This is a genomic window from Conchiformibius steedae, assembly GCF_014054725.1.
Lineage (GTDB): Bacteria > Pseudomonadota > Gammaproteobacteria > Burkholderiales > Neisseriaceae > Conchiformibius > Conchiformibius steedae.
The window spans coordinates 1599638-1622634 of record NZ_CP059563.1 but is presented as its reverse complement, the minus strand read 5'-3'; the positions used below and the strand labels follow the sequence as shown (position 1 = coordinate 1622634).

The following is a 22997-nucleotide window of genomic DNA, read 5'->3' as shown; positions in this document are numbered from 1 at the left end:
GAAAAGTCCCGTCCTGCACGGATTTTCCGTAGCAGGGCGGATATTTTTTAAAGTAAACAATGGATTGATATGAGTCCGCTTGATTATTGCCGCCGCAAAACCCGCGCCAGCGGTTCCAGTTTTTTAGCAGGATTTTTCTTTTTGCCTGCTGCCAAAAAAGACGCGCTGACCGTGTTATACGCGTTTTGCCGCGAATTGGATGATGCGGTGGACGATTGCAGTGATGGTCAGGTTGCCAAAACGGTATTAGCGTGGTGGCGGCAGGATTTGGATAAAGCCTTTGACGGCACAAGCACGCCCGAACATCCTGTTAATCAGGTACTTGCCGAAGTGGTCAAAGCGTTTTCCCTGCCCAAAGACGAGTTGGAAGACGTTATCAACGGCATGGAAATGGATTTGCATCATGTCCGTTATCACGATTTTAACGATTTGCAATATTATTGCTATCGCGTGGCGGGCGTGGTGGGACGTTTGATTGCACGGATTTTGGGTTTTTCTGATGCGCAAACCTTGGATTATGCGCAAACTTTGGGTTTGGCATTGCAGCTGACCAATATTATCCGCGATGTGGGCGAAGATGCACGTATGGGGCGGATTTATCTGCCGATGGCGGAATTACAGCAATTTAATGTCCCTGCACAAACGATTTTAAGCGCCACGCCTACCCCCGATTTTGCCAAGCTGATGGCGTTTCAGGTGGAACGTGCTGAACAAACCTATCGTAACGCATTGAATCTGCTGCCCGAGCAAGACCGAAAAAAACAAAAAGCAGGTTTGGTGATGGGGGGAATTTATTACGCGCTATTGCAGGAAATTAAATTGGACGGCGCACAGAATGTGTTGAAATATAAAATCAATATTCCCAAACCGCGTAAAATCCGTTTGGCGTTGAAATTTTGGCTGTTTGGATTCCGCCTATGAAACAAAGGCATAAAGTGGCGGTGGTGGGTGCAGGTTGGGCGGGGCTGGCGGCGGCGGTGCAGTTGGCGCGGCATGCTGAAGTGGTGTTGTTTGAAGCAGGGCGCGAAGCGGGCGGACGGGCGCGGACGGTGGCATCGCGCCACGGTTTTTCTTTTTTAGACAACGGACAACATTTGCTGTTGGGGGCGTATCGCAGTGTATTTGCGCTGTTGCAGCAGGCGGGCGCGGATGTGTCGGCGCATACGCAGCGCGGGGCAATGGATTGGCAGATGCACGGCGGTTTGTGTTTGCAAACAGCGGCTTTGCCTGCGCCGTGGCATTTGTTGTGGGGTGTATTGCGGGCGCGGGGCTGGTCTTGGCGGCAGAAAACGGCTTTGTTGCGGCAGATGGCGGCGTTGCAGGCGTATCAGCGCAGCAGTGCGCCCGACCAAACTGTGGGCGCGTGGCTGCAAGGGCAGGGCGCAGATGCCACGCTTTTGGCGCAGTTTTGGCAACCTTTGGTGTTGGCGGCTTTGAATACGCCTGTGGCAAGCGCGAGCCTGCGCGTGTTGGCGGATGTGTTGGCAGACGGGGTGTGGAACAGCAGGGACGGCAGCGATTTTTGTTTGCCAAAAACCGATTTGGGACAATGGTTTGTTGCACCTATGCTGCGTGATTTAGCGGCGCATGGCGGACATTTTGTGCCTTCGGTGCGTGTAGGGGGTTTGGCGCGTGAAAACGGGCGTTACCACATTCACGGGCAGGATTTTGATGCGGTGGTGGTGGCGGTTGCGCCGCATCAGGTGGCACGGGTATTGCCTGAAGCATGGTTTGCGCCACAGCAAGCGTGGTTTAAATCCTTGAAATATCATGCTATTGCCACTGTTTATCTGCGTTTTCGCGATAGGGTGATGTTGCCCGCGCCAATGTTGGGTTTGGCAGATGGAACGGCGCATTGGCTGATTGACCGTTATCCGCTAAATGGGGCGCATGAAATCGCGGCGGTGGTAAGCGTATCCGAACAATACGGCGACTATACGCCCGCGCAATGGCAAGAATCTATCTGTCAAGACCTGCGCCGCGTTTGCCCGAATCTTCCCGAACCTGAAGCCTGTCAGGTGATTACCGAAAAACGCGCCACCGTTGCCAGCGAAGCAGGTAGAACCTTGCCCGATGTATCGGTGTGGCGGGCGCACAAGCTGTATGTGGCGGGCGATTATCTGCATCCGCGTTATCCCGCTACTTTGGAAGCGGCGGTGCAAAGCGGCATGGCAGCGGCGCGACAATGTGTGGGAGATTTGATTTGAATCAAATGACTTTCGCCCTTGTCAGCTATAGTTAGGCGATTTTTAAAAAGCAAAAAACATAAGGAATATGTGATGACACAGGATTTGCAAGGACGCACCGTGCTGGTAACGGGCGCATCGCAGGGTTTGGGCGAACAGGTTGCCAAGGCTTGCGCCGCTGCGGGGGCTACCGTGATTTTAACGGCGCGTCACCAAAAAAAATTGGAAAAAGTATATGACGATATTGTGGCAACGGGCGCACCCGAACCGTTTGCCGTGTGTTTTGACCTGATGACTGCCGAAGAAAACGAGTTTGCGCGTTTGGCGGACACCATTGCCCAAGCCACAAATGGCAAATTAAACGGTGTGGTGCATTGCGCCAGCTATTTTTACGCGCTTTCGCCCTTGGATTTTCAAACGGTTGCCGAATGGGTAAACCAATATCGCATCAATACCGTTGCGCCGATGGGCTTGACCCGTGCTTTGCTGCCTTTGCTGAAAGCGGCAGACGATGCTTCGGTGGTGTTTGTGGGCGAAAGCCACAGCGAAACGCCGCAGGCGTATTGGGGCGGATTTGGTGCGTCTAAAGCGGCGTTAAATTATTTGTGCGGGGTGGCAGCGGACGAATGGGAACGTTTTGAACATTTACGCGCCAATGTGCTGGTACCGGGGCGCATCAACTCGCCGCAGCGTTTGCGTTCCCACCCTGGTGAAACGGCAAACGAGCGCAAAAACATGACGGATATTACCCCTGATTTTGTGTATTGGTTGGGACAGGGTAGTCGTGGTAGAAGCGGGGAAGTGGTTTATTTGTAAAGATTTCTAAAAAAGGGCGCATCGGTCAATCTGATGCGCCCTTTGGGTTAGCAGTTTTGGTTGCCGTAGGTTTCGCTGCGTAGTAATTCACGCACGGCGTGTTCCAATTCTGCCAGCGAACGGCGGGCATCGGCATCGTCTGTGCCTTGTGCGTCTAAATAGAATTTGACTTTCGGTTCTGTACCCGACGGGCGCACAATCAGGCGGTTGCCTGTGTCCAGTGTGTAAATCAGAATGTCGTTGGGATGGTCGCTTGCCAACAAATCTTGGCTGCGGACAACGGTTTGGCTGCCGATGTGTTGCAGGGGGTGCTGGCGTAGGGCATTCATCAGTGCGGCGGTGTCGCTGCTGCGAATGGAAATTTGGCTGCTGGCAAACGCGCCGAAACGGGCGGTAAATTCGGCGGCGTAGTCGGCAAGGGTTTTGCCTTGCTGTTTTAATGTGTTGACCAAATCCAAAAAGGCGAGGGCGGCGGAAATACCGTCCTTGTCGCGCACTTTGTCGGGGTCAACTAAATAGCCCAAGGCTTCTTCAAAACCAAACAGCAGGTTTCCTACTTTGGCAATGTATTTGAAACCTGTGAGGGTTTCGGCGTAATCCAGTCCGCATTCGGCGGCGATACGCGCCAGCGCGGGGGTGGATACCAGCGAACACGCCAGCGTGCCGCCGAGTCCTTGGGCTTGGGCGCGTTGTGCCATGTGCCACGCCAGCCAGCAGCCCACGGTATTGCCGTGCAGGGTGTGCCAATTGCCTTCGGCATCGGGCAGGGCAACCGCCAAACGGTCGGCATCGGGGTCGTTTGCCAAAATCAATTCGGCATCGGTGCGTTTGGCTAACTCAATGGCCAAATCCAATGCGCCTGCTTCTTCGGGATTGGGGAAACGCACGGTGGGGAAGCTGCCGTCGGGTTCGCACTGTTCGGCTACGAGGGTGGGCAGCGGCAGTTGCGCGGCATTTAGGGCTTGGAACAATACGTCTTTGCCCACGCCGTGCATGGCGGTGTAAACATAATTTAAGGGCGCGGGCGCAGCAGTAACAATTTTGGCGGTTTCGCGCACATATTCTTTAACGATTTCATCGTTTAATATGGCATAGGTGTCGCTGCGGGGCAAGTCGCGGATATTGCCTTGTGCGATGTGGTCAATGTGGGCGGCGATGTCGCGGTCGGCGGGGGAAACGATTTGTCCGCCGCCGTTGCTGCGTCCCAAATACACTTTATAGCCGTTGTCTTCAGGCGGATTGTGGCTGGCGGTGACCATCACGCCACCGCTTAAATTCAAACGTTTCAGCGCATACGCCAACACAGGCGTGGGCAAGGGACACGGCAGCAGCAGGGTGTTGATGCCTGCGCCCGCCATAATTTCCGCCGTATCTTGAGCGAATCGGGCGGAATTTTTGCGCCCGTCATAGCCGATAACCACACTGGGGTCAGTGTCAAACTGATGCAGATAGGCGGCAAACCCCGCCGCTGCCTGCGCCACCAACACGCGGTTCATGCCTTGAGGACCTGCCTGCAAACGCCCGCGCAAACCCGCCGTGCCAAACTGCAAACGTCCGTTAAACCGCGCTGCCAGCGTTTGCTGCGCTTCGGCTTCGCCTGCTTCGGCACGCCCGATTAAATCGGCCAGTTCCGCATGGGTTTCGGTGTCGTCGTCCTGTTCTGCCCAGAGGCAGGCGCGGTCCAGCAAATCAAGCAAATGATTGTTCATGATGGATTCCTCAATATCAAAATTCGGCAAGGTTTCAAACAGCTTGTTCCTGCCCGTCAACCGCCATAGTGTATCAGAAAAGCATCATTGCGGCAGCGTTTGTGCACGTCAATCCCTTTCTCTTTCTTTACAAAATTTTACTTGTTTAAGGGGGGCTATGTGGTAAAATCCGCAACAATTTAAATAACGCAACATTCCCGTTTAAAAAACGAGGAAAAGGAACATTATGAAAAAACCCTTGATTATTTTGAGTTTTGCTGCAGCAGTCAGCCCCGTATTAGATGCAAAAGTGTACAGTTGCGGTTCGGGCTGTTATTCCGACAAAGCCAAAGGTTCCAAGGGCTACGCCAATTTGGGTAAACAAATCGGCACTTATACCAGCATCAAACGTCAAGATTCGCTTGACAATGTGGCAGAAGCCAAACCTGCCGCGCCCGAAGTGGCGGTGCAGCACGCCCACGGCAACCGCGCCCGTGCCGCGCGTCCCGTGCCTGTGGCGGTTAAACGTCCTGTTGCACCGCGTCCCCTGCCTGCCGTAGCGGTGGCACGTCCCAAAGCGGTTCCCGTTGCCCGTGGCGGCGGTGGTCGCCGTACCATTTTGGAACAGGAATTGGCAAACGAACGCAATGCTTTGGCTGCCGCACAAAAAGCCTTGGCAGACGGTCGTGTGGTATCTGCAGGCAAAACCGATACTGCCCATCAGGGTCGTGTGCGCCAATTGGAAAGTGCCGTTTTGGACCGCCAACAAAATATTCAGGCATTGCAGCGCGAATTAAGCCGTATGTAAATGCCGCCAAAATATTTTATTCAAAACCGTATTGTGATGAAAAACAATACGGTTTTTTGTTTTATCCCCCGCCGAAAACACGGTAGAATGCCATTTTTTGGGAGCTTGCGCCGTGATTACCCCCCAACAGGCCCTGTTGCGCCTGATTGACAATAACGAATTGTTTTATGACGAAATGACCGATTTGATGCGTCAAATCATGCGCGGCGAAGTCGCCCCAGAACAGCTTGCCGCGCTGCTGACGGGCTTGCGCATCAAAGTGGAAACGGTATCGGAAATCACAGCGGCGGCGGCGGTGATGCGCGAATTTGCCTTGAGTGTGCCGGTAAGCGATACCGAAAACTTGGTGGATATTGTCGGTACGGGCGGTGACGGCGCAAAAACCTTTAATATTTCCACCACCGCCATGTTTGTGGCGGCGGCGGCGGGCGCAAAAGTGGCGAAACACGGCGGACGTTCGGTGTCGTCTTCCAGCGGCGCGGCGGAAGTGGTGGAAGCCATGGGCGCACCTTTGAGCTTGTCGCCGCAGCAAATTGCCCGCAGCATGGACGAATGTGGTGTGGGTTTTATGTTTGCGCCCAATCATCATTTGGCGATGCGCCACGTTGCGCCTGTGCGTAAATCATTGGGTTTTAGAACCATTTTTAATATTTTAGGACCTTTAACCAATCCCGCAGGGGCAAAAAACCAATTATTGGGCGTGTTCCACATTGATTTGTGCGGGATTTTGTCGCGGGTGTTACAGCAATTGGGTTCACAGCATGTGTTGGTGGTGCATGGCAGCGATGGTTTGGACGAAATTACGGTAACGGGTGATACCCATGTGGCAGAGTTGAAAGACGGTCGTATTCACGAATACACGGTTTGTCCTGAAGATTTTGGTTTGACACGTTATAAAAATTTGGACGGTTTACAGGTGGATAACGCTGCCGAATCGTTGGCGATGATGAATCGGGTGTTGGCGGGCAGCGAGCGTGGCGCGGCGCGGGATATTGTGTTGATGAACGCGGCGGCGGCATTGTATGCGGCAAATGTGGCAAGTGATTGGGCAGACGGCGTGGCACGGGCGCAAGCGGCTTTGGACAGCGGTGAAGCGCAGGCAAAACAGTTGGCGTTTGTGGATGGTTGCCGCCGATTGGCAGCGGAAAGCGCATAAAATAAAAAAACACGCAGCACAATCAATGTGCTGCGTGTTTTTTGAATCAGACGGGATTACAGCGGGGTTTGAATGGCATTACGCAGGGCGCGTGCATCGTTTACGCGGCTGGCAGAAGTGGATGAACCCAGCACCACAATCACCACAGGCTCTTTGCCCATTTGCGCCTGCAACACCATAGAACGTCCTGCTTCGCGGATGTAGCCTGTTTTTTGCAGGCTGATGTTCCACACGCCTTCGCGCACTAAAGCATTGGTGTTTTTATAAGTTTGGGTTTTGCCTGCGCTGGTGTACACAGAACCGTAGTTAGACGTGCTCAATTGGCGGATTTTGGGATAGCCGTTGGCGGCGCGTACCATCACGCTTAAATCGCGTGCGGTAGAAACATTGCGCGGGTCAAGACCTGTGGGTTCGAAAAAGCGGGTGCGGCTCATGCCCAAATTGCGGGCTTTGGCGTTCATGGCGGCAACAAATGCACTCATGCCCCCCGGATAGGTGCGTCCTAAAGCGTGAATGGCGCGGTTTTCGCTGCTCATCAAACCCAAATGCAGCAGTTCGCCACGGCTGAGAGTGGTGCCGATAGACAAACGGCTGCCTGTGCCTTTTAAGCGGTCGATTTCGGCAGCGGTAATGGTAATGGGTTCGTTCATGCTCAAATTGGCATCCAACACCACCATAGCGGCCATCAGCTTGGAAATCGAAGCGATGGAACGCACGCTGTCCATGTTTTTCTGATACAGGATTTTGCCGGTATTGGCGTTCATCACCAAGGCAGAACGCGCATTCAGCATCGGCACATAGGCGTAAGACGAAGGATTGCTGCTGTTAAAGGTTTCGGCAAACGGACGGCGGTTTTCAACGGCGGGCTGGAAGTTGTGGCTGACGGCGGGCTGTACCTGCACCACGTTTTCATAAGCTGCCTGTTGTTGCTGCTGCTGGCGCTGGCGTTCGGCAAACACGCGGATGGGGTCGTCGTCGGTTTCGGCAGCGTAAATGGTGGGGAAGTTTTGGTCCAAGAACTGTCCCAGCGGGTCTTCGCTGGCGTGGGCGGGGAAGCTTAATGTGCCTGCCAGTGCGGCAAACAGGGCGGTAGTGCGGATGCGGGAGTACGACATACAAATCCTCTCTTTACAAACTAAATAATACAATTACATTTTCATACGCAAGGCAGCGGCGAACTGTGCGCTGCCCCGTCAAACAAACAAGGGGTTACAAAGTATTGACCCATGTGCAAATCATACCATGTGCGCTGCTGTGATGCAGCAATGGTGCGGCTTTGACGGTTTTTTTCGTCTTTTTTGTTGCAATTAACGCAAACTGCTGCCGATTCCCGCCAAAATCACCAGCACAATGCCCGAGATTTCCCACACGCCCAAGCTTTCGCCCAAAAAACCTGCGCCGTATAGTGCAGAAAACACCACCGTTAAATACGACAGCGCGGCAACGGTAAATTTTTGTCCGACATGGTAAGCGCGGGTTAATGCCAACTGCCCCAAAGTGGCGACCACGCCAATGCCCAGCAGCAGCGGCAGTTTGTCCCACGTTAGCGGTGTCCAACCCGCAAAAAAAGTGGCAGCGAGGGCAGAGACCACGGCGGCAGTCAGCGAGAAATAAAACACAATGCGCCAAGCGGGTTCGCCCAACTGCGACAACTGGCGAACCTGTAAATAGGCATAACCTGCGCCCAAACCGCTGCCCAAACACAACAGCGCGTTCCAAAGTTGTCCTTCGGCTAACGATGGCTGCAACAACAGCACCACCCCGCCCAAACCCAGCGACAACGCCAACCACACGCGCAGCGGCGGACGTTCTTTCAGCAGCAGCACCGACAGCACCGCCAGAAAAAATGGCGACGTATAGTTTAGCGTAACCGCTGTTCCCAAAGGCAGGCGCAGTACGCCGTAAAAAAACAGCAGCAACGCGCCCGTTCCCGCCAATCCGCGCCACAAATGCGCTTTGGGGTGAGACGTACTCAAATCACGGCGCAGATACAGCGCGTGCGCCCCCAAAAACACCACGCCCGCCGTTACCCGCCAAAACACCAGCTCATAAGGGTTCATCTGCCAGCGCAGCCCTGCGGTTTTCACCCCCACGCCCATCAGGGTAAGAAAAAACGCCGCCACCACCATCCACGCCGAACCTAATTTGTCTTGCCGCATATTGTGTGCCAAAAACCTGCGCCGCTGCCGCTTGGGTGGGAACGTATCGGCAAAACTTTGCCATACAAGCGAAAAAAATCTGCCTGCTTGCCCGCTGCGCCGCTGCGCGAAATAAAAAAACCGAATTATACCGCTGTTGCTGCGCAAAAAAAGTTACAATGCGGCACGATTAACCATTTTGGGGTATGAACATGCAACGCTTCAGCCTGTGCGCCGCAGACGGCACGCATTTGGGCTTTTTGGTAACGGACGCGCCCACAAGAGGCGTTGCCGAAACGGGCGTATGTGCGTTTAAAGCAGCAGAAACGGCAGAGGATGTACACGCGGCGGCGCATGCGCGGCTGGCTTGGTTGGCGCAACACGCGCAATCTTGGCAATGGTCGGGCGATGCGGCGCGGGTGTGCGATGCGGCGGGCGATACGGTGGCACAGGTGCGCGGCGGCTATTTGCACAGCGGCGGTTTTGATTTTATCCTGAACGATTTAACAGGGGTGCTGTAAAATGGAAAGCCTGTATATTCTGATTCCCATCAGTATTTTGCTGGCGTTTGTGATGGCGTATTTTTTTTGGTGGTCGGGCAAAAGCGGTCAGTTTGACGATTTGGAAGGTCCGGCACACCGCATTATTATGGATGACGACACCCCCGCTGCGCCGCCTGAATCTGCCGATAAGGAAGCCCCATGTCAGAAAAGCGATTAAACCCGTTTGCTTTTGCGCGTACGCGCCGTTTTGCGCCGCTGTTCGGTACGCAGTTTTTGGGTGCGTTTAACGACAATCTGTTTAAAACCACGCTATTTGTGTTGATTGGGTTTTACGGATTGGGACAGGGCGGTTGGTTGCCTGCGCAGCAGCTGTTGAATGTGGGGGCATTGTTGTTTGTGCTGCCGTATTTTTTGTTTTCAGCACTGGCGGGACAGCTGGCTTCGCGTTGCGATAAGGCTTGGCTGGCGCGGTGGACGAAAGTGTTGGAAGTAGCGGTGATGGCGGTGGCGGCGGTGGGATTTGCCACGGGTTCGGTGTGGTTGCTGCTGTTGTGCTTGTTTGCGATGGGAACGCAGTCGGCGTTTTTCGGACCTGTCAAATACGCTGCTTTGCCCGAATATTTGGACGACAAAGAATTGGTAATGGGCAACGGGCTGATTGAATCGGGAACGTTTTTGGCGATTTTGTTCGGACAGATTTTCGGCACGCTGGTGGCAGACAGTGGCGCGGGCGTGTTGGCGGTAACGGTGTTGGCGGTGGCGGCAATGGGTTTGCTGTGCAGCCTAAAAATGCCGCGCCTGCCCGCACAAGAGCCACAAGCGCGGGTGGATTGGCATATTGTGCGCGGAACACGCGATTTATTGCGCGAAACCTTTGCCCGCCGCGATTTAACCACCGCCATTATCGGCATTTCGTGGTTTTGGTTTGTCGGCGCGGTTTATACCACGCAATTGCCTACTTTGGTGCGGGTGCATTTGGGCGGCAGCGACAGCGTGTTTAACTTAATGCTTGCCCTGTTTTCCATTGGTATTGCCGCAGGTTCGGTGGCGTGTGCCAAACTCAGTAAAGGACGTTTGCGCCTGAATTTGAGCATGGCGGGCGTGGCAGGTTTGGGCGTGGCGGGTGCGTTGTTGGCGTGGTGTGCGCCTGCGCCCGTGTTGGCAGAAAATGCCGTTTTAACGGGCGCGGGTGCGTTTTTATTACAGGCACAGGCTTATCCGATTATGTTGCTGGTGTTGGCAATCGGCGTGGCGGGCGGATTTTTTTCCGTACCTTTATATACTTGGCTGCAAACCGCTGGTGGACGTGAATTCTGCGCCCGTGCGGTGGCTGCCAATAATATTATCAACGGCTTGTTTATGGTGGCTTCTGCCATCTTTGGCGCACTGGTGCTGTGGCTGACGGACGATGTGCGCTGGCTTTACGGCATCACGGCTTTGGGCAACCTGCCTTTGTTGGCGTACTGCATCAAACGTCTGCCCGATTGATGCGCCTTCCCCCTTGAGAGCGGGCGCGTTTTCCCTTAAAATGCCTTGCTTTCCCGTCAAAGGATTTATCGGTTTGCCCTTGGGTAAACTTCTTTAGAAAGAAAGCACGTTTCACAACTTTTCCCTCATGTTGTGGCGCGTGCTTTTTTTCGGGCAAACCCGTCTTATTTTTCAGGTTTTCAGGAGTTGTTATGACCGTCCCCGCCTTGCTTGTGCTTGCCGATGGCAGTATTTTTCATGGAATTTCGGTAGGTTATCAGGGTACGGCTTCAGGCGAAGTCGTATTCAATACCGCCATGACTGGTTATCAGGAAATCCTGACAGACCCGTCTTATACCAAACAAATCGTTACCCTCACTTATCCGCATATTGGCAATACGGGTGCCAACCACGAAGACACTGAAAGTGCCGCCGTGTGTGCCGCAGGTTTGGTGATTCGTGATTTGCCGCTGTTGCACAGCAATTTCCGTGCCGAAGAAAGTTTGCAAGATTATTTGGTGCGTAACCAAACCGTTGCCATTGCCGATATCGACACCCGCCGTCTTACCCGCATTTTGCGCGACAAAGGCGCACAAGCGGGCGCGATTTTAACGGGCGAACACGCAACCATCGGCGCGGCGCAACAGCTGATTGCCGAATTCGGCAGCATGGCGGGCAAGGATTTGGCAAAAGATGTTTCCTGTACCGAGCCTTACGAATGGAGCGAAGGCGAATGGGCTTTGGGCGAAGGCTTTAGCCAACCCGACACGTCCTATCATGTGGTGGCGTATGATTTTGGTGTCAAAACCAATATTTTGCGGATGTTGGCGCAGCGCGGTTGCCGTTTAACCGTTGTTCCCGCGCAAACGTCTGCCGCCGATGTGTTGATGATGAACCCCGATGGCGTGTTTTTGTCCAACGGACCAGGCGACCCCGAGCCGTGCGACTATGCCATTGATGCAGTACGCCATTTGTTAAACAGCAAAAAGCCTGTGTTCGGCATTTGCTTGGGACACCAGCTTTTGGGCTTGGCGGCAGGCGGACAAACCGAAAAAATGCCGTTCGGACACCACGGTGCCAATCACCCCGTGCAAGATTTGGACAGTGGCAAAGTCTTGATTACCAGCCAAAACCACGGTTTCCAAGTGGCGGAAACGTCTTTGCCCGACAATGTGCGCGTAACCCACCGTTCCTTGTTTGACGGCACGGTGCAGGGCATTGAGCTGACCGACCGTCCCGCTTTCAGTTTTCAAGGACACCCCGAAGCCAGCCCCGGTCCGCACGATGTAGCTTATCTGTTTGATAAATTTATTGACCAAATCCGCGCCAACCGCGCCTGAAGCCGATATTTGCCATGAACGCCGATGCCCGCTACATGAGCCATCTGCTCGACTGCCTGCACCAACGCCGCGCCCCAGACGGCGGTTTGGCGTTTGCAGCGGTGTGGGGCAAGCTGGATTTGGACTACCGTCCCGACAGCCTGACCCGCATTGCCGCGTTTTTGCGCCGTGTGCATGCCAAGCAGGGCAACGATGCCTTCGGGCAATTGGAAAGCAGCCGTTCGGGGCAAAATTTTCTGCTGACCTTGGCGGCGTATTTGGCAGAATATGTGTCGCGGCACAGCGGTGCGGATTACGATTGGCAAGACGGCGAAGCGGTGTTTGATACCCACCGTTTCAAACCTTTGCCGCTGCTGCGCCGTTTGCTGGAAGGGCGCAACAACGGTTTTAATCTTGATGCGGTGGTGTGGCAACTGTTGTGCAGTGCGCCCGTGCCTGATGTACAGAAAATGGCAGCGTTTTTGCCCGACTGCTACCGCCGCCGCCGCAATCTGCCGAATGGATTGGCGTTTGCGGGCGTGCCTGCCGCCTTGTCGTGGCGTGGCAGCAAAGACGATTTGCCGCTGCTGGACGCAGAATTGGCGCGTTTGCATCACAGCGAAGGGCTGAATACCGATAATTTTCGTGAGCGTTTTGCAGGCGAAGCAGAGCGCAATTTCCTATTATTACTGGCGTTTTATTTGGGCGAGATTTTTAGCGGCGGCGATGCGCGTTGGTACGGTTTGCCTGCCGATGGCGATGCGCTGCTGGATTTGGCGGTGCTGGATTGGAACGGCAATGCCTTACCGCTGATGCGCCTGTTGGCAGATGCTTTGTGCGGTATCGGTATCCGTTTTAGCGAATGGGCAGCCAATCCGCCGCTGCCGCCCGACCCCAACGATGCCGCCCGCCGCGCCATTGATGCCGTGCGCCTTGCCGATACCGAAGCCTTACCCTTTGCTTTTGCAGAAGAATTGGCGGCGATAGAATGGGATTGCAGCCTCGACAGCCTGCATGCCCTTGATGCTTTGTTGGACGACATTCGCGGGCGCGTTCCCGATTTTGACATTTTTGTGCGCGAAGCTGCTGCATTGAATTTCCTGCACTTTTGCGCCTTTTATCTGGCGCGCGCCGCCGCCGAATATTCGCATAATACCCTGTATTTTCTCGATTACGAACAAGCCCGCGAACAAATTCCCGATTTGCCCCGCGATTGGTTCAGCCAATACGCTGCGCGTATCGGCGACAAAATTTACTTTCCATTCGGGCGCATCGCCTCGCGCATTTGGGACCATTCCCCCGAAGAAGGTTGCGCCGATTTCGCCCGTATGTTGCGCCGCAACGAACGCGGTTCGCTTTACCGCTGTCCGCCGCGCAAACGCATTGCCCCCGCCGCAGATTCCCCCGATTTGGCGCACAAAACCATACGTCAGGCAGGCTTTGCCGCCGCATACGCCCTGCATTGTCGTAGGGGTTTGCCCGAACAAGCCGTTTTCCCGCCCATGCTGCTGCTGCCCCACCCCGAAAAGCATTGGGATTTGCGCCAACTGATGTTTGATTCTGCCGATGAAGCGGTGGCGCACGGGCAAAGTATCTTGGCGCACAACCCCGACAATTTACCTTGTGCCGTATTGGTTTACGAAGGCTATGTCCATTTGCCGCGCGGACGTTTTGATGCCGTGATGCTGGACATCCGCAGCTATCGCGGCAACAAACCCCTGTCGGTACAAGCCGCCATACCCATGCGCCCTAATGCAGACGGCACATGGTCGGCAGGCACGCCCGTTTTTCACGGCAACGCCTTTGCCAACGAACACGAAGCCTTGGCAGCCGCTGCTCAACTTTATCGCGGCATGAGCGATTTTGAGCAAGGTCAAGCCGCCGAATCTAACCCCTTAACCACACAGAAAAAATGATTACTGTTTGTTTTATCCTGATTTTCGCTGTCAGACTGTACACCCTGTCCATTTCCAAACGCCACGAACAAGCCCTGCTGGCTGCGGGTGCGGTGGAACACGGCGCAGCCCATTCCAAACGTTTGGCAGCCGCGCACATTGCCTTTTATTTTGGCGCACTGATTGAATCCTATTTGCGCGGTGCATCGTTTGATGGCGTTTCTGCCTTTGGTTTGACGCTGGTGGTACTGTCGTTGGGCGTATTGTTTTATGTTATCCGTGAGTTGGGCGAAATTTGGACGGTAAAAATCTATATCCATCCGCAACACCAACTCAAACAATCGTGGCTGTTCCGCCATGTGCGCCACCCCAATTATTTTTTAAACATTATCCCCGAACTGATTGGCATCGCCTTTTTGTGCCATGCGTGGGCGACTTTATCGTTTGGTTTGCCCATCTACGGCGCGATTTTGGCGGTGCGGATTAAGCAGGAAGAAGCGGCGATGCGCCATTTGCGCGGGTAAATGGTATGTTGTTTGCACTATTCTTCAACCCAACCTACAATTTTTCGTGAATAAAGGAATTGTAGATGTTGAGTACGATAGTTATACATTATCAACAATGCTTTAATCAGTTAAATTGTTCTAAATCTTCTGTTTTGGGGGAAGCACCACATAAACCAATTTTATTATTGACGATAATTGAATTGGTAGAAACCAATCAATTAAACAGTAAATATATTTATCTTACGCCAACTTTAGAAAATACTTTTGAGAAAATTTGGTGCCAATATGTGCATACACAACATAGAATGAATTTGGCACAGCCTTTTTATCATATGCAAACCGAATCATTTTGGTATCTGTGTCGCAGTAAGTTAAGTGATAGCGACTTTTTTAATAAAAATAAAATGAAGAGTTTAAATGCATTAAAACGACAAGTTGATTATGCCAGTATAGATGAAGATTTATTTTTGTGTTTGCAAAATCAAACCAGTAGGGAAATTTTGCGAATGTTTGTAATAATGCGTTATTTTGATAGCAAAGGTGGGTTGGGTTGAAAACCCAACAGAATCAAACGAATCATAAGCTGTCGGGTTACGCTTGCTTTCTATATTTTATATGAGGATATGATCATGGTTAAATATTTTGAAGAAAACTCAAATCGTGTACGTCGTGCAGTACAAGCATGGCAAATTTTGGTTCATGCAGCAATGAACCGCCAAACTCATACTTACAAATCATTGTCTATTTTGATGTATGGTCATTATGCAGGTGGAACTTTGGGGAGTGTATTAGGCTATATTGCGTTTTATTGCAATGAAAATAATCTACCTCCTTTAACAGCATTGGTTGTGAATAGTGAAACTGGTGTACCTGGTGCTTTAATCCCAATTAGTTCCGATCTCAACCAAGTGCGAGAACAAGTTTATCAAACCGATTGGTATGCTATCTATCCACCAACAGAACAAGAATTGATAGAAACCCATGAACATCAAAAAATTAAATAATTAGATTGGGTTGTAAGCCTAACATTTAATTTACATTGATACTCAAAAAATGTTGGGTTTATAACCCAACCTGCAAGGAAAAACAAAATGCCCAAACGTACCGACCTAAAATCCATCTTAATTATCGGCGCAGGTCCGATTGTGATTGGACAAGCCTGCGAATTTGACTATTCGGGCGCACAGGCCTGTAAAGCCCTGCGCGAAGAAGGCTATAAAGTCATCTTGGTCAATTCCAACCCCGCCACCATTATGACCGACCCCGAAATGGCGGATGTGACCTACATCGAGCCGATTATGTGGCAAACGGTGGAAAAAATCATCGCCAAAGAACGCCCCGATGCCGTGCTGCCCACCATGGGCGGACAAACCGCCTTAAACTGCGCCTTGGATTTGGCGCGGAACGGCGTGTTGGCAAAGTATAACGTTGAGTTAATCGGCGCAACCGAAGACGCGATTGATAAGGCCGAAGACCGCGGTCGCTTTAAAGAGGCGATGGAAAAAATCGGTTTGCATTGCCCCAAATCGTTTGTGTGCCACACCATGAACGAGGCCCTTGCCGCGCAAGAGCAAGTGGGTTTTCCCACGCTGATTCGCCCGTCTTTTACCATGGGCGGTTCGGGTGGCGGCATCGCTTATAACCGCGATGAATTTTTAGCCATTTGCGAACGCGGTTTTGACGCTTCGCCCACGCACGAGCTGTTGATTGAACAGTCGGTACTCGGTTGGAAAGAGTACGAAATGGAAGTGGTGCGCGACAAAAACGACAACTGCATTATTATTTGTTCCATTGAGAATTTTGACCCGATGGGCGTGCATACGGGCGACAGCATTACCGTTGCCCCCGCGCAAACGCTCACCGACAAAGAATACCAAATTATGCGTAACGCATCTTTGGCGGTGTTGCGCGAAATCGGTGTGGATACAGGCGGTTCGAACGTGCAGTTTGCCGTCAATCCCGCCAACGGCGAAATGATTGTGATTGAAATGAATCCGCGCGTTTCCCGCTCGTCTGCGCTGGCGAGTAAGGCAACGGGTTTCCCGATTGCCAAAGTGGCGGCGAAACTGGCGGTGGGCTTTACGCTGGACGAGTTGCGCAACGACATCACGGGCGGACGCACGCCCGCATCGTTTGAGCCGAGCATTGATTATGTCGTGACCAAAATCCCGCGTTTTGCCTTTGAAAAATTCCCCGCTGCCGACGACCGTTTGACCACGCAAATGAAATCGGTGGGCGAAGTGATGGCGATGGGGCGCACCATTCAGGAATCCATGCAAAAAGCCCTGCGCGGTTTGGAAACGGGTTTGTGCGGCTTTAATCCGCGCAGCAGCGATGCCGACGAAATTCGCCGCGAATTGCGTAATCCGGGTCCTGAACGGATTTTGTATGTTGCCGATGCCTTCCGTGCAGGCTTTACGATTGCCGAAATTCACGAAATTTGCGCGATTGACCCATGGTTTTTGGCGCAGATTGAAGACATTGTTAAAGAAGAAGCCGCATTACTGCAATCCGATAAACGCCTGAACAACGGTCGCCCCATTCCCAGTTCATGGAAAGATTTTCCCGCCTTCGGTTTGGAAGATTTGGACTATCCGACTTTGCGCTGTTTGAAACGCAAAGGCTTTTCCGATAAACGGCTGGCACAATTAACAGGAGTACCTGAAAGTCGTATGCGCGAACACCGCTACGCTTTGAAATTGCATCCCGTTTACAAGCGCGTGGATTCCTGCGCCGCCGAATTTGCCAGCGACACCGCCTATCTGTATTCCACTTATGAAGAAGAATGCGAAGCGCGTCCGTCCAACAAACGCAAAGTGATGATTCTCGGCGGCGGACCCAACCGCATCGGGCAAGGCATTGAATTTGATTATTGTTGTGTGCATGCTGCGCTGGCGTTGCGCGAATCGGGTTTTGAAACCATTATGGTGAACTGCAATCCCGAAACCGTTTCCACCGATTTTGACACGTCCGACCGCCTGTATTTTGAACCGCTTACGTTAGAAGACGTGTTGGAAATCGTCCGCACCGAAAACCCGTGGGGCGTGATTGTGCATTACGGCGGACAAACGCCGCTGAAACTCGCCAATGCCTTGGTGGAAAACGGTGTGAACATTATCGGCACGTCGGCAGATTCCATTGATGCCGCCGAAGACCGCGAACGTTTCCAAAAAGTCTTGAACGACTTGGGTTTGCGCCAACCGCCCAACCGCACCGCGCGTAACGAAGAAGAAGCCCTGACTTTGGCAGAGGAAATCGGCTATCCCTTGGTGGTGCGCCCGTCTTACGTTTTGGGCGGACGTGCCATGCAGGTGGTGCATTCTGCCGAACAATTAAAGACTTATATGCGCGAAGCTGTACAGGTTTCCGAAGACAGCCCCGTGTTGTTGGACTTTTTCCTGAACAACGCCATTGAAGTAGATGTGGATTGCGTGTCGGACGGCAAAGAAGTCGTGATTGGCGGCATTATGCAACACGTTGAACAAGCAGGCATTCACTCGGGCGATTCAGGCTGTTCGCTGCCGCCGTATTCGCTTTCTGAAGCCATTCAGGACGAAATCCGCCGCCAAACCAAAGCGATGGCATACGCGCTGAACGTCGTTGGCTTGATGAACGTACAGTTTGCCGTGCAAGACGGCGTGGTGTATGTGCTGGAAGTCAACCCCCGCGCCTCGCGTACCGTTCCCTTTGTTTCCAAAGCCACTTCCGTGCCTTTGGCGAAAGTGGGTGCGCGCGCGATGGCAGGCATCAGCCTGAAAGAACAAGGCGTAGAAAAAGAAGTGATTCCCGATTTTTACGCCGTCAAAGAAGCCGTGTTCCCCTTTATCAAATTCCCCGGTGTGGACACCATTTTAGGACCGGAAATGCGTTCTACAGGCGAAGTGATGGGTGTGGCGGAAACTTTTGGCGAAGCCTACTTAAAAGCGCAACTGGGCGCGGGCGAGCGTATGCCTGCCACAGGCAAAGTGTTTATCGCCGTGCGTGATGAAGACAAGCATTTGATTGTGCCAACCGTTAAAAACTTCCTATCTTTGGGCTATGGTGTCTGCGCCACACGCGGCACGGCGGCGTATTTGGCGGAACAAGGCATTGTGGTGCAAACCGTGAATAAAGTGCGCGAAGGTCGTCCGCATATTGTTGATGCGATTAAAAACGGCGAAATTGCCTTGGTGGTCAATACTGTGGACAGCAATCCGCAAACCATCGCCGACAGCCACAGCATCCGCCGCAGCGCACTCACCCAGCGTGTGCCGCAGTACACCACCATTGCGGGTGGCGAAGCCATGAGCGAAGGCGTGAAGTCGCTGAACGATATTCATGTGTTCAGCATTCAAGAGCTGCATCAGCGTCTGGCGGCGCAAAAAACCGCTTAAACCTTTGAAACTGTAACACACGCCCCTGTTCAGTTGGCAGAATAGGGGCGTTTTGTGTGGGAGAATGCCACGCGGCGGCGCAAAACCCGTGCCGGAGTTTGGATATTGCAGACGGCGCAGGTATAATACTGCTGCCATACCCAAAATATTCCTGCCGCATTATTGTTTGATTGGCATGGTATTTGCTTGTAGTTTAAAGGATTTACGGGTTGGGCAATAGCGTGTCTCAAGCTGCCGTATTTGGGCAGGCGGGCGTTAAGCCTTTTTCAATCAGAGTGGTAGGCAGCAAAAGAATGGCTGCGTGTTACCAATCAAAAGGATATCATTATGGTTCGCAAGAAAAAATATTTTATGCTGAAGCCCTTGGCATTATTGCTGGGCATCATGGGCTTGGCGGGCTATGCGGCGGCAAATACTGCGGCAACGCCCGCGCCTGCCCCTGCAGATCCGACTGCAGGACCGTTTGCGCAAGTGCCGCTGCATATTATTCAAACCACCCAAACCAGCGGTGTGGGCGTAAAACCGAATGTGGTGCTGCAAATCGACAATTCCTATTCCATGTATGCTTCGCCTGAAGAAACCAGCCCCAATAGACACATTTTACAACCCCCGCGCTTATATACCGATTCCCGTTTGGAAATTACCAAACGGGCGTTGCGCCGCATTATGCAAAATCCCCAATACCGCGACGGCATCAATTGGCAGATGATTACCTTGTGGGACAAGGTAGTAGAAGAATATAAATATCCTTTTCCGGTAAGCAGTTCCACTTGGAACAGACCGCCGAGTACGGATTGGTGGCAAGACCATGCGCGGGCATTTTTGGCGGGGAATAAGCCGTTTGCCCGTCCGCCTGCCGAGCTGGACCAACTGATTGATAAGTTTGTCGCCACAGGCTATACCCCCACCACCGAGCGTTATTTTGATGCCATTTACCTGCTGCAAAAAGCCTTGGAACGCGATGATGCATGGCGTTGTCAAAAAAGCGCGGTGATTATTTTTTCAGACGGTAAGCCGAATACTGCCAATTATTTTGATGATAAAAAATCATTGCCGTCCGATTTGCTGCGCAGTCAGGCTGCACCTATGGCAAAAAACAGAAAAAGTGCTCGTGAACCGGCATTGTCGTTTTACCTGCACCCCGGCAACCAACATTATATGCGGATTAACCACGATACCAATAAAGGCACAGACGAGCCGATGATTAAATTTGCGTGGAAAGAACCGTTTATTTACAGCCATCCGAATATGCGTCTGTTTGTACGCCAATCATCGGATAATAATCCGCCTGCTTGGGGCTTGTTGTCTCCGTATGATTCCCTGCAGGGTGTGGAAACTTATGGTTATTCGTTTATTAACCAAGGTTCAAACTCTCCCCATTTGGGCGATTATAACTATTGGACACAGCGTGGTTATTCCTTGCGTTTCTTGGCAGAATCGGTGTATCTTAACGATTTGCGCAAAGTGGGTCAACATGCCAACCCCACTAAAAACGGTCGCCGTTTAAGAGACAGAGACCCTTCGGGCAAAAGCTATGATGCGCCGCCGTTTCATAAGCAAAATATTGAAACCTATACCATTGCTTTCGGTATTGACCGCACAAGAGAACCTTTGGGTTTTCCGTATTTGAAATATGCGGCAACGGGTACTTCACCCGATTACCAAAGCCGTAAGGTATTTGATGCGCGCAGTGAAGAAAGCCTGAATAAAGCCTTTGATACCATTTTGAGCGATATTGCCTCAAAAAGCCTGTTTACCCCGCCTGCTTCGTTTGCGGGTATTTCGCCCACCGTATCCAGCGATGAAGCCACGCGCAAAGTGCCGAATATGGCGGCAACCACGCATTTGAGCATGAAAACGGGCAGCAGCGAAATCTATTTTTACGAGGTGTTAAGCAGCGACCAAAACGGTACGAATGTTAATAAAAACCAGCATACCACACCCAGCTTCGGCAACCGCCGCGTGCTGATTAACAACGGCAGTATTACCACTTGGCTGAATCAGTTGGCGGCAAACAATGCCTTTTTCGGTATTCCCGACAACGGCAAAAATGCCAATGAATGGCAGCAGTCGATGATTCCGTGGATTATGCGTTCCAAAGCCGATGTATCGCTGGGCAGCACCAATAATGCGCTGAAATACCGCGACCGTGTGGATATTCATGACGGCGGTATGCGCCGTAATACGCGCAATATGGGTGATGTGGTGTATTCACCGATTTTGGCCTACGGTCCGAATGAAAACGGCCGTCAGAAATACCTGATGACGGCTGCCAACGACGGCATGGTGTATTTGTTCCGCAGCAATAACGACCGCAACCACCCCTATGATTTGAAACTGAACTATATCCCCGCCGCTATGGAACGCGAAAGCGAGCAAGACACCATGGCGAAACACTTTAAAGATATTGTTCACCCCGAATATGTTCAAAATTATCAGGTAGCACCGCACCGCTTTATGATTAACGGCGGCTTTGTGATGCGTACCATGGATAAGAACGGTCCGCAACAAGTCTTTATGGCGGGCAATATGGGTCAGGGCGGACGCGGTATGTATGCTTTGAATGTGGGTGGTCCCAGCCGTGCCGACGGTTCAAAAAATGTGGGTATTGATGCGCCCGAATCAGAATGGACAACTTCTGTGCCGTTGATGGAAACCCCCAAAGGCAATGCAAACCGCGAAATGGGTTATACCATTAATGCCCCGCAAATCGGACGGGTGGCGTTAAACCGTTCGGTAGTTAAAGATGGCGACGGCAAGGGTACGATGACCACGGATTTGCTGGATTTGCGTTATGCCATTTTTGTGAACAGCGGTGTGAGCAATCCGTTTAGCCGTGGCGACGGCACGCCCGGTAGCGACAATACCGAAAGTGCTTTGTATGTGTACAGCCCGTTTAATAATTTGAACGTGGGTGCCACCCCGCCGAAAGGTCAGAGCAATAAAAATCCCCATGCTTTACAACAGGGTGAGTTAATTAAGAAAATTGTTGTTTCCCCCAGCGATGGCAAAGGCGGTTTGGCGCAACCCACTTTGGTGGACATCAACTTTGACGGTGCGATTGACATTGTGTATGCAGGCGACTACAGCGGCGGCGTGTACCGTTTTGATTTGCGCGGCGACAAGAGCGAATGGAAGGCACAAAAAATCTTCCAAACCCTGAACGGTCAGCCCATTACCAGCGCACCTGCGGTGTTCCGTAACGAACAGAACAAATATATTGTGATTTTCGGCACGGGCAGCGATTTGTACCAAAAAGACTTGGACGACAAAAACGTACAGTCTATGTACGGTGTGTATGAAGATTTGACCGATTTCAATCCCACTGTGAAGTATCAGAGCGATTTGGTGCAACAAACCATTACCGAAAGTCATGCCAATATCAAAGGTAAAGATTATAATGTGCGCAAATTAAGCGATAACAGCCCCGACGACCCAAACATCAAAGGCTGGTATTTCAGCTTCCCTGCGGGCGAACGTGTGGTGGTGAAACCCAATGTATTGCTTAAGAGTGTGTTGTTCAGCACCCGCAGCTACCGTGTGAACCGTCAGGGTTCGGCAAATGCTGCCGGCACACAACCTGATTTGTGCGTGCAAACCAGCAGTTCGGAGACTTCGGAAGGCGAAAGCTGGGTAATGCAGGTAAAAGTGGACAACGGCGGTAATATCCCCAGCGGTAAAGATGCCAATGAAGTGTATGCTTATGCGGACTTTTTGGGTCAGTATGAAAAAGATGCCGACAACAAAAAATATGTTCGCCCCGATGAGCTGTTTGCGGGCTTCCGCAGCGAAGGCGGTATCGTGAACATGGCATTGCTGTTTGGTGTAAACAAAGACCCGAACGGTGTGGGCGGTATTCAAAGCTCTTACACCCGCGACGGCGATGCGGGCGATAACGGTATTGACCCGCCGCCTGATGCCGCAGGCGAAAATGCCAAGGGCTTTGATTTGTGTGTGGCAGAAGACGACAACAAACTGCTGTACAACAACACGGGCGACAGCAAGGGCTTGAGCGATAACTTTGTACCGATTCATGCGAATGTGTGTGCGTCTGCACAAAAAGGCATCGTGCGCCGTTTGAGCTGGCGTGAGTTGTTTTAATTATCTGATGTTGTGATAAAAAAACGGTTGCAGATTGTTCT

18 protein-coding genes are annotated in these 22997 nt (G+C 52.2%); 15 read left to right on the top strand and 3 right to left on the bottom strand.

What is annotated here, in order from left to right; genetic code table 11:
- The first annotated feature begins 69 nt into the window (after window positions 1-69).
- The 3 genes from hpnD (at window position 70) to H3L98_RS08435 (ending at window position 3002) form a co-directional block, all read left to right on the top strand.
- Window positions 70-921, top strand: a complete 852-nt coding sequence (gene hpnD / locus H3L98_RS08445) for a presqualene diphosphate synthase HpnD (RefSeq protein ID WP_027021633.1) — start codon at window positions 70-72, stop codon at window positions 919-921.
- Entirely contained in the window at window positions 918-2207 is a 1290-nt protein-coding gene (hpnE, locus tag H3L98_RS08440) for a hydroxysqualene dehydroxylase HpnE (protein ID WP_027021632.1), read from the top strand. Before hpnD ends, hpnE begins: the two co-directional genes overlap by 4 nt.
- Before the next feature lie 72 nt (window positions 2208-2279).
- Window positions 2280-3002, top strand: coding sequence for an SDR family oxidoreductase (locus tag H3L98_RS08435; protein ID WP_027021631.1), 723 nt, complete (start codon window positions 2280-2282; stop codon window positions 3000-3002).
- Window positions 3003-3049: 47 nt separating this feature from the next.
- On the opposite strand, the gene H3L98_RS08430 is transcribed toward H3L98_RS08435, so the two are convergent.
- Window positions 3050-4711: a phospho-sugar mutase gene (locus H3L98_RS08430; protein WP_051532060.1), complete on the bottom strand. Its 1662-nt coding sequence runs from the start codon at window positions 4709-4711 to the stop codon at window positions 3050-3052.
- Window positions 4712-4937: 226 nt separating this feature from the next.
- Between H3L98_RS08430 and H3L98_RS08425 the strand changes: the two genes are divergently transcribed.
- Both H3L98_RS08425 and trpD read left to right on the top strand, forming a co-directional pair.
- Window positions 4938-5498, top strand: a complete 561-nt coding sequence (locus H3L98_RS08425) for a hypothetical protein (protein ID WP_027021629.1) — start codon at window positions 4938-4940, stop codon at window positions 5496-5498.
- Between the two features lie 112 nt (window positions 5499-5610).
- Window positions 5611-6654, top strand: coding sequence for an anthranilate phosphoribosyltransferase (gene trpD / locus H3L98_RS08420; protein ID WP_027021628.1), 1044 nt, complete (start codon window positions 5611-5613; stop codon window positions 6652-6654).
- A gap of 56 nt (window positions 6655-6710) precedes the next feature.
- On the opposite strand, the gene H3L98_RS08415 is transcribed toward trpD, so the two are convergent.
- Window positions 6711-7769, bottom strand: a complete 1059-nt coding sequence (locus H3L98_RS08415; RefSeq protein ID WP_027021627.1) for a serine hydrolase — start codon at window positions 7767-7769, stop codon at window positions 6711-6713.
- A 192-nt stretch (window positions 7770-7961) separates the two neighbouring features.
- Entirely contained in the window at window positions 7962-8813 is an 852-nt protein-coding gene (locus H3L98_RS08410; protein WP_034333090.1) for a DMT family transporter, read from the bottom strand.
- A gap of 185 nt (window positions 8814-8998) precedes the next feature.
- Between H3L98_RS08410 and H3L98_RS08405 the strand changes: the two genes are divergently transcribed.
- The 10 genes from H3L98_RS08405 (at window position 8999) to H3L98_RS08360 (ending at window position 22956) form a co-directional block, all read left to right on the top strand.
- On the top strand, window positions 8999-9313 hold the full coding sequence (locus H3L98_RS08405; protein WP_027021625.1) for an HLGFF motif protein: 315 nt from the start codon (window positions 8999-9001) through the stop codon (window positions 9311-9313).
- A gap of 1 nt (window position 9314) precedes the next feature.
- Window positions 9315-9512: a cbb3-type cytochrome oxidase assembly protein CcoS gene (ccoS, locus tag H3L98_RS08400; protein ID WP_027021624.1), complete on the top strand. Its 198-nt coding sequence runs from the start codon at window positions 9315-9317 to the stop codon at window positions 9510-9512.
- The gene (locus tag H3L98_RS08395; protein ID WP_034333085.1) at window positions 9494-10783 is read left to right on the top strand and encodes an MFS transporter; all 1290 of its coding nucleotides are present in this window, start codon (window positions 9494-9496) and stop codon (window positions 10781-10783) included. The genes ccoS and H3L98_RS08395 overlap by 19 nt, the downstream gene beginning before the upstream one ends.
- Before the next feature lie 191 nt (window positions 10784-10974).
- Window positions 10975-12102: a glutamine-hydrolyzing carbamoyl-phosphate synthase small subunit gene (gene carA, locus H3L98_RS08390; protein WP_027021623.1), complete on the top strand. Its 1128-nt coding sequence runs from the start codon at window positions 10975-10977 to the stop codon at window positions 12100-12102.
- Between the two features lie 14 nt (window positions 12103-12116).
- Window positions 12117-13997, top strand: coding sequence for a hypothetical protein (locus H3L98_RS08385; RefSeq protein ID WP_027021622.1), 1881 nt, complete (start codon window positions 12117-12119; stop codon window positions 13995-13997).
- On the top strand, window positions 13994-14500 hold the full coding sequence (locus H3L98_RS08380; RefSeq protein WP_027021621.1) for an isoprenylcysteine carboxyl methyltransferase family protein: 507 nt from the start codon (window positions 13994-13996) through the stop codon (window positions 14498-14500). Before H3L98_RS08385 ends, H3L98_RS08380 begins: the two co-directional genes overlap by 4 nt.
- A 65-nt stretch (window positions 14501-14565) precedes the next feature.
- Window positions 14566-15036, top strand: a complete 471-nt coding sequence (locus tag H3L98_RS08375; RefSeq protein ID WP_156932227.1) for a hypothetical protein — start codon at window positions 14566-14568, stop codon at window positions 15034-15036.
- A 75-nt stretch (window positions 15037-15111) separates the two neighbouring features.
- Complete coding sequence (locus tag H3L98_RS08370; protein ID WP_156932225.1) at window positions 15112-15486, top strand: hypothetical protein; 375 nt, start codon at window positions 15112-15114, stop codon at window positions 15484-15486.
- Window positions 15487-15573: 87 nt separating this feature from the next.
- On the top strand, window positions 15574-18855 hold the full coding sequence (gene carB, locus H3L98_RS08365; protein ID WP_027021619.1) for a carbamoyl-phosphate synthase large subunit: 3282 nt from the start codon (window positions 15574-15576) through the stop codon (window positions 18853-18855).
- Window positions 18856-19182: 327 nt separating this feature from the next.
- Window positions 19183-22956 (top strand): PilC/PilY family type IV pilus protein, encoded by a 3774-nt coding sequence (locus H3L98_RS08360; RefSeq protein WP_027021618.1) that lies wholly within the window; start codon window positions 19183-19185, stop codon window positions 22954-22956.
- The last annotated feature ends 41 nt before the right edge of the window (window positions 22957-22997 follow it).